Genomic DNA, 12,785 nt, shown 5'->3' on the forward strand with positions numbered 1-12,785 from the left:
GTACTGATTTAATGATTAATACCGTATGATCCCGGTTTTGCCATCCATTCCTATTTGACGGCTTTCCCTTCTATTTTAATTTCTTTCGCCGAATCTCTGGCAGCTATTTCCTTCTGATGTTTTTTCTCGTATTCTTTCATAGCTGCTTTCATTTGTTCACGACGTTTCTTCTCCAGGTCTGAAGGCTCCGGAAGCTGATTGATCAACCCCTGCAGGTCAGCCATAGACAGTTTGCTCTTCCTTCCGTCCGGAGCCAGCATGGTCAACTCCTTCATATCCCGGAAGAAAGCCTCCTTGTATAAGTCTTCCAGGAAATAACGGAAGCCGAACAGGTTTTCCTTCGGTTCATTTTTCTTCATCAACTCAGTCATATAGATATATTTGCTGAAAAGAGCTTTCTGCAACCGCTTCTCATCATCAAACATCTCCGAATCCCTTAGCCAGTAATGTTTATTGATCTCATACAGCAGGTTCAGCTGTGTCGGATCCTTTTTCCAGGCTTCATAATACACCTTTTCAGCTTCATTGAAACGGCCGTCCCGCTCCAGAGCACTCCCCCTGAAAGTCGCCAGTAAATTGACAAAGAACTTCTTCGGCTTCATACATTCTTCCGCCCTGTCGAACAATTCATAGGCCCGTTGCCGGTCATAAGTCTTACCCAATGTACCTCCGTACAGCAGAATCGTTTCCACATCCGTCGAATCGATCTCGTAAGCGAGTTCCAAAGGTTCCACCGCATCCAGTGCATGACCGGACATATAACGGGAAGCACCGGCATATTTCAGATTGATAAAAGAAGAATCTCCCTCTGCCAGCAGATTGCTGTAAATGGTATCTGCCTTCAGATAGTTTTTTGTCATATATAAGGCCATTCCCTGGCTCTGCCGTATCTGCCGGTTATCCGGGTTATAAAACAAGGCAGTATCACAGACTTGCAATGCCCCCTTTCCATCTCCTTGCCAAAGCAAGGCATTGATCAGCGAAGAAGCGACACGGATATTCTCCGGATTGATTTCCATGGCACGGGCATATAATTCCAAAGCGATCAACATGTTCATACCGCCTTTTTTCATATGACAGTCGGCCAGACCCGCCAGGATCGTGGGATTATCACTCTCATACGAAGCCAATGTACGATAATAGTCCATCGCTTTCCCATAATCGCCTAACTGATAATAAAGACGTGCCAACTGATTGTTTGCATAAAAGTTGAGGCTATCTGCTTCCAGCACCTTTCCGTAACAACGTTCCGCTTCTGCAATCTTACCATAATTAATAGCAGCACGGGCAAGTGCATTCAACGCATCCACATTTGTTGTATCCATCGACAGACAATGTTGAAAACACCGGTATGCTTCCTTATACCGGAACATGCCCTCATACGCCTGTCCGATAGCCGACATGGTTGCATAACTCGCAGAATCTGCCGCTGTCAGGCTATCTACACGGGTAAGTACTTCTGGAAATTGTTTTCTGTTCACCAACTCTTGCAAGGAAAGTTCCTGAGCCTGTAATGTAAAGATACAAAAGGTAAGGGTAAATAACAACGTACCTACCATCCTGATCAACTTAGTCATATCCATTCTATTTTATTATTCCGACTTCTTTTCTTTCGATCCTTGTTCTTCAGCAGATTTCTGAGCCGCCCGCATTCCTGCTTTAAAAGCTTCGGAGTTCTCATCGATAGGCTCCAGCTTAGGATTCACCGCTTTCTTTCTCTGTTTGAAGTTTTTCTCCATCTGCTCCTGAAGTTGTTTTTCGATTTCCGGGGTTTCGGGCAAGCGATCAATGATAGATTTCAGTTCATCCACCGACAGTTTACTTCTTTTTCCATCCGGAGCAATCAATCTCAACTCTTCTTTCTTTTGAAAGAAAGCATCTTCATACATATATTGTAATAAAGGACGGTATACATGGAATCCTTTCAACGTCTTTCCGGTCAGGAAACATTCTTTCAGGAAGGTGACCTTGATAAATAAAGCACGATCCCTTTCCTCTTCCGCATCTTCATAACTCGGTCCCCAATTTGAAAACTTCTGCTCGATACGGAACAACAGGTCCAAACGGTCCTTATTGGCAAGCCACTCTTTATACAACAGTTTCTCAGCCTCTCGCGGCTTACCGTCTTTCCACAAGGTCTCAGCGCGGGAATTCAGCAACAGATTGACCAGAGCCTCGTTCGGTTGCATCAACTGTTCCGCCTTATCGAACAATTGGAAAGCACGTTTACGGTCGTATGTCTTACCCAAAGCGGCACCTAGTAACAGAGTCGTTTCCACATCCGTCGTATCTTTCTGGTAAGCCCATTCCAACAGGTCGATCGCATCCATGGCACGCCCTGCCAGATAACGCGAAGCACCCCCATATTTCAATGTCAAAAAAGAAGTATCGCTTTCTGCCAGCAGATCGCCATATAAAGTATCGGCTGTGGCATACTGCTTATTCATATAGAATCCCATTGCCTTACTGCGGCGTAACGATTGATTTCCGGGGTTATAATACAATGCCGTATCGCAGACTGCTAATCCGTCCAGCACATTCGGTCCGCCCAACCGATACAGGCAATTTACCAACGCACTGGCCAGTCCGGCATTTTCACGGTTCACATTATAGGCCTGATAGTAGCAGATCGTAGCTGCCGGTATGGCATTCATCTTCATATAGCAATCAGCTATATTCCGGTAGATAACAGGATTTATCTTTGTCGTATCCTGATCGCGCAAAACGTTGAACTGTAACACGGCATTCTCGTAATCGCCGACCTGCGAATATAAGCGGGCCAGCTGATAATTGGCATAAAAGTCCGTACTATCTGTTTCCAGCACTTTCAGGAAACAGTCTTTGGCTACAGATGCTTTTCCCAGATTCATTGCCACCCGGGCAACGGATGTGAAAGCATCCGCATTTGTCGTATCCATTTGCAGACAATGCTGATAATACAGGTAGGCTTTATCATACTCCAACATTCCTTCGTAAGCCTGGCCGATAGCCGACATAGTAACATAATCGGCAGAATCTGCCGGAGTAAGACTATCGGCCCGGGCAATCACTTCGGGAAATTTCTTCTTATTCACCAGTTCCTGAAGCAATAAACTCTGTGCCTGCCCTATGAAGGGCAGGACACTGAGAAGAAGCAAAACAGTATATTTGTGCATCATCTACTCTTATGTATTAAGTAATTACTGCAATCTGAATGTTACAGGCGTCGTATATTTTACTTTTACAGCCTTTCCGCGCTGCATGCCCGGAGTCCACTTAGGCATTTGATTGATCACACGTAAAGCCTCTTTATCGAGAGAGGGATCGACTCCCTGGGTCACTTCCGCATCGCTGATACTTCCATCCGGATTGATAATGAACGAACAAATAACACGTCCCTGGATGCCGTTTTGCTGGGCAGCTATCGGATACTGTACTGTTTTTGCAATAAAGCGACTGAGAGCATCCTCTCCACCGGGGAACTGCGGCATTTTCTCTACCATTACAAATACCTGGTTGGAAGCATCGACCGATTCTGTTGCTTTTTGCTCACCATAACCGACAACAATTATTCCGTTATCATCCTCCTTCTGATCTCCGCTGGGAGCAGGTTTGCTATTATCATTTCCCTGCAGACGGAAAGTCACCGGAACCGTATATTTAACGGCAACCTCTTTACCACGCTGGGTTCCCGGTTTCCAATTAGGCATTTGAGACAGAACCCTGACAGCCTCCTTATCAAGCGACGGATCTACGCCACGAATTACTTCTATATCAGAGATAGAGCCATCTTTTTCTACTATAAAAGAAGCCGTCACACGCCCCTGGATACCATTTTCCTGAGCGATTACCGGATATTTAACACTCCTTGCCAGGAATTGCAACAAAGCACCTTGTCCACCCGGAAATTCAGGCATGACTTCTACTACCGTAAAAACCTGGTCCGAAGGATCTCTCGGCTTCTGAGGAGTAGCCGGAACAGTCGCAGGAACCGGTTGATTCCTTTGTGTACTTCCATCCGAATACAACTGTACCTTCAGGTTACCCAACACATCCTTTACCGATACCTCTTTCGACTTCATTCCGGGGAAAGAAAAACTAAGGACGGCATCCTTTGTTGTTTCAAGAGCAAAGTTACCTTTGGTATCTGTAATAGTACCGACATTGGTTCCTTTGATTATCACTGACGCACCGATTACCGGCGCGTTAAAATCGTCAATCACCTGACCTGTCACTTTCACGTTATCCCCTTGGGTGACTCTCACCTCGGTAGCCTCTTTTACTTCGGCAACAGCATCGGCAGCTATTTCCTTTGTAATACGGGCAACCGCCTCGATGTTGCTCAGCAGCATCAGAAAGGCTGCCAGGGGAATAAATATCAGGTATTTTGTTCTTCCGATCCCGTGAGATCTTTTTTTGTTCATCATACTAATTCTGTTTTTTAGATGTAATACGTTAAAACTATTATATAATGTTGCTGCAGCCTGATAATGATGGGCAAGTCCTAACAGGTGATACTGATAGCTCTTGCAGTCGTATCCGGATTGGATAACGGTATTGTCTGCCAAATATTCCAGATTATGGCGTACCTCGCGCTTCAAAAGCCACGCAAAAGGATTCACCCAGCATATGACGGTAATCAGCTCGCAAATCATCACATCTACCGAATGCCATTGGAACACATGGGTGCATTCGTGTGTAAGTATCTCATCTATCTCTTTATCCGAATGGCTTTCCGGATGTATGAATATCATTTGGAAGAACGAAAAGGGGCCGGCGGGTTTATCCAGTCGGTAAACCTCGACACCGTGAATAATGGTCCGCTTACTGCGGTAAGCCAGCAGCAGGATGCTGGTCAACTGCACAAAGAAGCGGACGAATAAAAGAGCCACGACACCCCAATAAATATAAGAACTTGCCGAAAGAAGCATATCTTTCCAGTCTGTTTTGACAACTGTTTCGGGAGTGATCGTCACTTCCGGCATCATTGCCGAATACATCATGATCACTTCCGTCATCGGCTCCTGTTCCTTCACCCAATCCTGGATATTCAGCAGCGGGTAAAGCAATGCCAGTCCAAAGAAAGCAAGGAGTGAAACCCGACGCAATTTAAAGAACGTATCTTTGTAAAAGAGCAGACGGTAGAAGGCGTAAAAGAGTACAAAGGCTACATTCACCTTCAAAAAGTAGGCAAATTCCGGTGTCATGGTAATAAGGTGTTTAAAGGTTTATTCTTTTCCTTTTTCTATCAGGTCGATGATATCTTTCAGATCATCTGCCGAAATCTTCTGATCTTTAGCAAAGAAAGAGACCATTTCCTTGTACGAGTCCTCGAAGTAGTTACGAACAACACCGCTCATAAAAGTACGCTTGTATTCACTTTCCGGTATCATCGGCGTGTACTCATACGTATTGCCGTAGCGTTTGTTCTTTACATACTTCTTACGTTCCAGATTCTTTACAATAGAAGCGAGCGTTGTATAGGGCGGTTTCGGGTCTGCATATTTCGCCAATATATCTTTAACGAAACAAGGACCAATCTGCCAAATCAAGCGCATTACTTCTTCTTCCTGCATTGTCAATTTTTCCATGATTCTTATCAATTTACGATTGTATCGCAAATCTACGAAAATATCGTATATCTGCAAATAAAAAAGGGATAATAAGTGTTAAAGATCAGTATAACCATATATTTATTTTATCCGGCAGGAAAGTTGTTACCGACAGCGTCGGCAAAATAATCGACGCTGTCGGCAATATTGTTGACACTGTCGGCAAAGCTTTCGACACTGTCGACAACAGATTATACGGGCAGAAAAACAAAACCGGCAGACACCCGGACAAACAGATAGTCGAGGATATTATTTTTTTCCGTTCTCTTCTTTCCACTTATCCCGCATCTTCATGCGTTTGATCTGCAAATAGCGTAGCAGGAAGATTACGAACAGGGAAACTCCCATCACCGAAAGATACTGTACCCAGTCCGGATCAGGTTGCTTCCCGGGCCATCCCCATACGCTCATAACAATCAGATAAACTAGCAGGACACCGGTTGTAATATTAATTCTTTTCATAACGGATTCTCTTTTTCACTTTTGAACAGGCAAAGATACAAGATAGTTTATTTTTTCATTGGGTCAGAACGCATTTGTGTTGGGCACGATAACTATCCGTAACAATATTAATTATATAAAAACCTGCAGGCAAAGGCAAAGAAAGGACAGAAGAGCCCGGTGAAACAGAATGATGGTAAACGATACGCCCCATAAAGTCAACGACCTGGACCAGACCACCGACAGAAAGACCGGACAAGTATAACTCTTTTCCTCTTATCATACAGTCCTTCGTTTCTTCCTGCAAGCGGGAAGAATGGACAATAGCCCCGCCTGGTTCCACGCCGGACGAAGATAGCGTATACCCGGTTTTCAGACGGACAGCATTTTCCGATAATACGCCGGAAGTAAGGTCTATCTCCGTGTCAGACGAGGCTTTTACAAAGAAAGCGGCGAAAGGGGGAAGAACATAATCACTGCCAATCGGATAGGATTTATAATCCGTTCCGTCATAAAGATAAATATTCCCGTCCAGTGCGGGATCGGAAGCGATTTGCGACAATGATAATGGAGACGGCAAAGGATTTCCGCAAAGATACCAGCCGTAGTGCGCCTCATCGATATCAACAACGGAAGAAACACGAACAGGAATAGTTGACGTTTTGCCAAAGTCAGCAGGAATATTATTAGAACTGACAGAAAAGGTCAACGTATTATCAGACGCAGCGGCATCTAAAGAAACCAGATAACCTTTTCCTTTTTCAAAGACAAGTTCATCGGCAGAGACAGCCGGAGAAAGTACCGTCCAGTTACCGGTTGCTTTTTTATTACGGGCACGTTTATCACCATCATAAACCTGCACATATAAATAATTGCCTTTTCCGGAAAAACTTCCATCTTTCAGTTGAAAACGCTTATCGATACCTTTTATACTCACATCGAAAGGAAAAGAGAGGAAATACCATTTGCCTTTTTCCGGGAAAGTGTAACAAACCGATAACTGCTTGGTAATAGAGAGTTTACCGACAACCGCCAGTAGATTGTCAGCAGATGTCAGTGCTTTGTCAGTGTTTGTCAGTGGAAAATCAGTCCGGTAAAGGATAAGCTCATCTGCAACAAGATGCCCTTTCTCTGTAATATGTAAACTACCACCACTCAGTGATACCTGTTTACATTGTATAACAGAATCAACTTCTACATCACCACCGATCAAAGCGCTTCGATAACGTAAAGGCGGAAGATGCGACCAACGAAGTGTATCGTTCCAGTTTCCCTGACCTGAAAAAAGAGAGTATTGACAGATCGTTCCGTAGCTGTAAACGCTGTCGATCTGAAAATAACCGTTTTCAGAAGTACCGCCAGGGTCAGAAGCCAACAATTCAAGATAGTACGGACCATTCTTGAGACCTATAGAATAATGAGTACTTTTAGAAGGGAAAGGACATAAAGCTCCTCTTTTATTTATACCTAAATTATTACTGAATACAGCGTACAAAGTATCACCCGGAACCAATGAATGAACCGTAACTCCTACAACCATGTGCACTTCTTCATAACAAGACAGTGAATATTTTTCAAAAGCAACAGAGGAAGACAACGGCATCTTCAACCCCTGCTGACCTTCAGAAACGGTCGCACCGTTTTTCAGAATATACTTCCAGTTATTACGTTCTGCCTGCGTGAACAACTGCCAGCGGAACGTATCTATCACTGACGGATTAGCATCACTTTGTACAAAAGTACTCCATGTTTCGGGATTTGTTACCTGTGCCTGGAAAGCGAATGGCACCATTAAACAGAAAAGACCGACAACCATGTGTCGGAACACACGTAAATGTTTCTTTTTCATAGCTAAACTATTTTGATCGTTATTGTGTTTGCAAATATAAAGAAATAATTGAAATGATTATCTTTGCTGCATGAAAGAATTTATTATATCAGAAGCACTGACAGAAAAAGCGGTACTCGTTGGTTTGATTACCCCCGAGCAAAACGAACAGAAAGTAAAAGAATATCTGGACGAATTGGCATTCCTGGCCGATACGGCCGGGGCTGATGCTGTCAAAAAGTTTTATCAGAAACTGGACTATCCGAATCCCGTCACCTTTGTCGGAACCGGGAAATTACAGGAGATAAAAGAATACGTGATCGAGAATGAAATCGGACTGGTTATTTTCGACGACGAACTCTCACCTAAACAGCTTCGTAATATTGAGAAAGAACTTCAGGTGAAAATACTCGACCGCACCAGCCTGATACTCGACATATTCGCCAGCCGCGCCCAGACAGCCAACGCAAAGACGCAGGTCGAACTGGCACAATATAAATATATGCTTCCGCGCCTGACCCGTTTGTGGACTCACCTGGAGCGGCAGCGCGGTGGCGTAGGTATGCGAGGACCGGGTGAAACCCAGCTGGAGACCGATAAACGCATCATCCTGGATAAGATAGCCAAGCTGAAACGTGACCTGGTGGATATCGACAAACAGAAAAGCGTACAGCGAAAGAACCGTGGCAAGATGGTCCGTGTCGCATTGGTCGGCTATACCAACGTCGGTAAATCTACGCTGATGAACCAACTGAGCAAAAGCGATGTGTTTGCCGAAAACAAACTGTTTGCTACACTCGATACCACGGTCAGAAAGGTGATCGTCGATAACCTGCCGTTCCTGTTGTCAGACACGGTCGGTTTTATCCGCAAACTGCCCACCGAACTGGTCGAATCGTTCAAGTCGACACTCGACGAGGTACGCGAAGCCGATCTGTTGGTCCATGTGGTAGATATCTCCCACCCGACTTTTGAAGAACAGATCGAAGTTGTGAACAAGACGCTGGCCGAGATCGATAAAACGGAGAAGCCTATGATCATGGTATTCAACAAAATCGATGCCTTCACCTTTGTTCCGAAAGATGAAGACGACCTGACTCCGCGAACACGCGAAAATATCGACCTGGACGAGCTGAAACGTACCTGGATGAATAAGTTACAGGACAACTGCATCTTTATCTCAGCCAAGGAACGGACGAATATAGATGCACTGAAAGCATTATTATACGAACGGGTAAAGCAGATACATATCACCCGTTTCCCATACAATGATTTCCTCTTCCAGCAATACGACGAGGAATAGAGGAATAAGGCAGGAAGAATATAAACAAGTTGACCAATGGAAAAAATCAGAAACCTGCGGCCTGAAGAGATTGCGCTTCTGCAATCTCAGGGTTGCCATGCAGAAAACTGGGAAAATGTGATAGTCCCGGTTGTTTTCGAGACAAAGTATATATATAATGTACGCTTCTCAGGTACAGTCATCCTAGGAGCTTTTGAAAAAGAATTTACTTTACCGGGTGGAGTAAGGAAGCATAGCGGACTCAAAAATGCGACATTGCACAACTGTATGCTGGGTGATAATGTATTGATCGAGAATACCCACAATTATATTGCCAACTACCGCATCCAGGACAATTGTTTTATAGAGAATGTCAATGTGATCGTCGTAGACGGGCAAAGTTCATTCGGTAATAACGTACTGGTTTCGGTACTGAATGAAACCGGAGGACGCGAGGTGCCTATCTACGACTGGCTTTCGGCTCCGATGGCTTATGTGATCGCACTTTATCGCCACCGCCCGAAACTGATCGAACGGTTACAGGAATTGATTGCCGGTTACACCCGAAAGATTACTTCCGATTACGGGATAATCGGAGAGAACTCCAAAATAATCAATACCGGAACGATCCGGAATGTCAATATCGGTAAACATGTGACTATAGAGAACTGTACACGCCTGGAGAACGGGACGGTGAACAGTAATGAAAAGGCCCCTGTATATATCGGCGACAGCGTTATCGCCCAGGATTTCATCATCTCGTCAGGTGCGGTAATTGCCGATGCGGCAAAAATTATCCGTTGTTTTATCGGGCAGGCATGCCACGTAACACATAACTTTTCGGCTCACGATTCTCTGTTGTTCAGTAACTGTTCTTTTGAGAACGGGGAAGCCTGCGCTATCTTTGCCGGTCCGTTCACCGTATCCATGCATAAAAGCAGTTTGCTGATCGCGGGCATGTATTCATTTCTGAATGCCGGAAGCGGTTCAAACCAGAGCAACCACATGTACAAACTGGGGCCTATCCACCAAGGTATCGTGGAAAGAGGTTCCAAAACGACCAGCGATTCATACATTCTCTGGCCGGCACGTATCGGCGCATTCTCTTTGGTCATGGGACGGCATCACCATCATAGCGATACTTCCGACATGCCTTTCTCCTATCTGATCGAGAAAGATGACGAGACTTATCTGGTGCCGGGTGTGAACCTGCGGAGTGTCGGTACGATCCGCGACGCCCAGAAATGGCCGAAGCGCGACAAGCGGACCGACCCGAACAGACTGGATATGATCAACTACAATCTGTTAAGTCCGTATACCATCCAGAAAATGCTGAAGGCTGTCGATATCCTGACTAACCTGCAAACCCTTGTCGGCGAGACTTCGGAAATATATTATTACCAGAATACCCGCATCAAAGGTTCTTCCCTGCAAAATGCACTGAAGTTCTACAGGATGGCTATCAACAAGTTCCTGGGTAATTCGCTTATCAAGAGACTGGAAGGTACTCAATTCAGCAGCATTGAAGAGGTTCGCAGACAACTGGTTCCAACCACCGCCGAAGGAGCCGGAGAATGGGTCGATCTCTCCGGGTTGATCCTGCCCAAAGATCAACTGGACGGTTTGATTGAGCATATCGAGAACGGCCAAATAAATACGCTGGAGATGGCAGAAGCCTTTTTCCATCTGACGCACCAGTCATACTATGACATGGAGTGGACATGGGCGTACCGGAAGATAGAAGAATATTACGGCATCCAGCTGAACGAAATCACAACTGATAAAATCATCGAACTGGTTGAAATATGGAAATCATCCGTTATCGGCCTGGACGAACTCCTTTATAAGGATGCTAAAAAGGAATTCTCTCTCACCTCGATGACCGGCTTCGGTGTAGACGGCACCCGCAAAGAAAAAGAAGAAGACTTCGAAGTCGTGCGCGGAGCATTCGAACAAAACCCATTCGTCACAGCCGTAAAAGAACATATCAGCACCAAGCGGGCACTCGGAGACGAACTGATCGGAAGGATGAACCGTATCTGTAACCCGGAAGGATAAATACAAAAGAAGTCATTCCCGGGGACGGCTCCGGGGATGATGTTCCAGTATTTCTTTACGCAGGAACTGCCGGTCGATATGGGTATATATTTCTGTAGTCGTTATCTTTTCATGTCCCAACATATCCTGGATGGCGCGGAGATTAGCTCCTCCTTCCAACAAATGGGTAGCAAAAGAATGTCTGAATGTATGGGGGCTGACATTTTTATGAACCCCCGCCATCTCCGTCTGCTGCTTAATAATATGAAAGACCATGATACGTGACAAGGCAGTTCCCCGCCGACTCAAAAACAGAATATCTTCAAACCCTTTCTTCACTACCACCCCGTTACGGTCCAACAGATAGTTCTTTATCTCACGGATGGCCGTGTCGGAGATCGGAACCAGCCTCTGCTTGCTTCCTTTCCCTTCCACCTTGATAAATCCTTCATCGAAATAAACATCCGAATAACGTAAGGTGATCAACTCCGAAACACGTAGGCCGCAACTGTATAAAACCTCCAGCATGGCCCGGTTACGCTGTCCTTCCGGCAGAGAAAGATCGATAGAATCCAGTATATCATTTATTTCACTGACTGTCAGCACCTCGGGAAGTTTCAATCCGATCTTCGGCGACTCCAACAATTCCGTCGGATCAACTGTTATATAGTCGTCCAGCAGCATGAAACGGTAAAATGACTTTATACCGGATATAATACGGGCTTGCGAACGCGGGTGTATACCGATATCACGTAGTTGGGCAACGAACTGCTGTAAATCCTGATAGGTGATATCTGCGTACTCTTTCCCTTCGCTTTCTATAAAACGGGTCAGTTTATCGAGATCAGTCAGGTAAGCATCTATCGAATTGGCAGATAGAGACTTTTCCAGCCGGAGCCAGGTCTTATATTTGCTGATTATATCTTTTCCTTGTTGCATTGTACACAGGTCATTATGTATGTGTCAAATAAAATCACTACCTTTGCCGGATATTTTCAGCCCGTACAAGGTGGTGCAAAGGTAATAAAGTTACAGCAAATGAAGAAGATTCAGATTATTAACGGTCCTAATCTTAACCTGTTGGGCAAACGTGAGCCAACAGTATACGGTAATGCTTCTTTCGAAGGTTACCTGGACGAGTTACGCGCCCGGTATCCTCAATGCGAAATAGCATACTTTCAGAGTAATATAGAAGGCGAGATGATAAACAAAATCCATGAAGTGGGTTTTGAATACGATGGTATCATAATGAATGCGGGAGCATATACACATACATCCATCGCATTACACGATGCCATAAAATCAGTGACCACCCCGGTAATAGAAGTACATATCTCGAACGTACATGCACGCGAATCGTTCCGTCATGTATCGATGATATCGGCTGCCTGTAAAGGAGTTATCCTCGGATTCGGCCTGGATTCATACCGGTTAGCGCTCGAAGCGTTTATACAGTCGACGGTTGACAAGTGACGGTTGACTCAAAAAAGCATAAAGAAAAAGGTTATTAAAAATTGACGTCCGGCAACGACTGGTTCAGACGGTTAAAAACTGTCAACTGTCACTTGTCAACTGTCAACTACAAAAGTGGTAAATAATAGGTTAT

At 44.9% G+C, this 12,785-nt stretch carries 10 protein-coding genes; 3 read left to right on the forward strand and 7 right to left on the reverse strand.

Annotation, left to right across the window (positions count from 1 at the left end; translation table 11 throughout):
- Window positions 1-50: 50 nt before the first annotated feature.
- The 6 genes from DWX23_RS15670 to DWX23_RS15695 form a co-directional block, all read right to left on the reverse strand.
- A complete protein-coding gene (locus tag DWX23_RS15670) occupies window positions 51-1,577 on the reverse strand; it encodes a tetratricopeptide repeat protein (RefSeq protein WP_233587629.1) in 1,527 nt (508 codons plus the stop codon).
- 15 nt (window positions 1,578-1,592) lie between these two features.
- Window positions 1,593-3,158 (reverse strand): tetratricopeptide repeat protein, encoded by a 1,566-nt coding sequence (locus tag DWX23_RS15675; RefSeq protein ID WP_122375161.1) that lies wholly within the window; start codon window positions 3,156-3,158, stop codon window positions 1,593-1,595.
- Window positions 3,159-3,179: 21 nt separating this feature from the next.
- Window positions 3,180-5,186 carry a M56 family metallopeptidase gene (locus DWX23_RS15680; RefSeq protein ID WP_122375162.1) on the reverse strand — a complete coding sequence of 669 codons (2,007 nt, stop codon included), beginning with the start codon at window positions 5,184-5,186 and terminating at the stop codon, window positions 3,180-3,182.
- A 21-nt stretch (window positions 5,187-5,207) separates the two neighbouring features.
- Window positions 5,208-5,570 carry a BlaI/MecI/CopY family transcriptional regulator gene (locus DWX23_RS15685; RefSeq protein ID WP_122351972.1) on the reverse strand — a complete coding sequence of 121 codons (363 nt, stop codon included), beginning with the start codon at window positions 5,568-5,570 and terminating at the stop codon, window positions 5,208-5,210.
- A gap of 270 nt (window positions 5,571-5,840) precedes the next feature.
- Window positions 5,841-6,053: a hypothetical protein gene (locus tag DWX23_RS15690; protein WP_122351973.1), complete on the reverse strand. Its 213-nt coding sequence runs from the start codon at window positions 6,051-6,053 to the stop codon at window positions 5,841-5,843.
- 55 nt (window positions 6,054-6,108) lie between these two features.
- Window positions 6,109-7,881, reverse strand: a complete 1,773-nt coding sequence (locus DWX23_RS15695; RefSeq protein ID WP_122375163.1) for a T9SS type A sorting domain-containing protein — start codon at window positions 7,879-7,881, stop codon at window positions 6,109-6,111.
- A 70-nt stretch (window positions 7,882-7,951) separates the two neighbouring features.
- Between DWX23_RS15695 and hflX the strand changes: the two genes are divergently transcribed.
- Together hflX and DWX23_RS15705 are read left to right on the forward strand one after the other, a co-directional pair.
- On the forward strand, window positions 7,952-9,163 hold the full coding sequence (gene hflX / locus DWX23_RS15700; RefSeq protein WP_122351975.1) for a GTPase HflX: 1,212 nt from the start codon (window positions 7,952-7,954) through the stop codon (window positions 9,161-9,163).
- A 36-nt stretch (window positions 9,164-9,199) separates the two neighbouring features.
- Window positions 9,200-11,200 (forward strand): DUF4954 family protein, encoded by a 2,001-nt coding sequence (locus tag DWX23_RS15705; protein ID WP_122375164.1) that lies wholly within the window; start codon window positions 9,200-9,202, stop codon window positions 11,198-11,200.
- Window positions 11,201-11,212: 12 nt separating this feature from the next.
- Here the strand turns inward: DWX23_RS15705 and xerD are convergent, their stop codons facing one another.
- Window positions 11,213-12,118 (reverse strand): site-specific tyrosine recombinase XerD, encoded by a 906-nt coding sequence (gene xerD, locus DWX23_RS15710; RefSeq protein WP_122351977.1) that lies wholly within the window; start codon window positions 12,116-12,118, stop codon window positions 11,213-11,215.
- Window positions 12,119-12,217: 99 nt separating this feature from the next.
- On the opposite strand from xerD, the gene aroQ reads away from it, so the two are divergent.
- Window positions 12,218-12,652: a type II 3-dehydroquinate dehydratase gene (gene aroQ, locus DWX23_RS15715; protein WP_122375241.1), complete on the forward strand. Its 435-nt coding sequence runs from the start codon at window positions 12,218-12,220 to the stop codon at window positions 12,650-12,652.
- Window positions 12,653-12,785: the final 133 nt, after the last annotated feature.

Source organism: Parabacteroides sp. AF18-52, from assembly GCF_003479145.1.
Taxonomy (GTDB): Bacteria; Bacteroidota; Bacteroidia; order Bacteroidales; family Tannerellaceae; genus Parabacteroides; species Parabacteroides faecis.

What these genes read in the sequence shown, in the direction of transcription:
- DWX23_RS15670 (WP_233587629.1), bottom strand. Translation starts at nt 1,577, where the DNA reads ATGACTAAGTTGATCAGGATGGTAGGTACGTTGTTATTTACCCTTACC.
- DWX23_RS15675 (WP_122375161.1), bottom strand. Translation starts at nt 3,158, where the DNA reads ATGATGCACAAATATACTGTTTTGCTTCTTCTCAGTGTCCTGCCCTTC.
- DWX23_RS15695 (WP_122375163.1), bottom strand. Translation starts at nt 7,881, where the DNA reads ATGAAAAAGAAACATTTACGTGTGTTCCGACACATGGTTGTCGGTCTT.
- aroQ (WP_122375241.1), top strand. Translation starts at nt 12,218, where the DNA reads ATGAAGAAGATTCAGATTATTAACGGTCCTAATCTTAACCTGTTGGGC.
- xerD (WP_122351977.1), bottom strand. Translation starts at nt 12,118, where the DNA reads ATGCAACAAGGAAAAGATATAATCAGCAAATATAAGACCTGGCTCCGG.
- DWX23_RS15685 (WP_122351972.1), bottom strand. Translation starts at nt 5,570, where the DNA reads ATGGAAAAATTGACAATGCAGGAAGAAGAAGTAATGCGCTTGATTTGG.
- hflX (WP_122351975.1), top strand. Translation starts at nt 7,952, where the DNA reads ATGAAAGAATTTATTATATCAGAAGCACTGACAGAAAAAGCGGTACTC.
- DWX23_RS15705 (WP_122375164.1), top strand. Translation starts at nt 9,200, where the DNA reads ATGGAAAAAATCAGAAACCTGCGGCCTGAAGAGATTGCGCTTCTGCAA.
- DWX23_RS15690 (WP_122351973.1), bottom strand. Translation starts at nt 6,053, where the DNA reads ATGAAAAGAATTAATATTACAACCGGTGTCCTGCTAGTTTATCTGATT.
- DWX23_RS15680 (WP_122375162.1), bottom strand. Translation starts at nt 5,186, where the DNA reads ATGACACCGGAATTTGCCTACTTTTTGAAGGTGAATGTAGCCTTTGTA.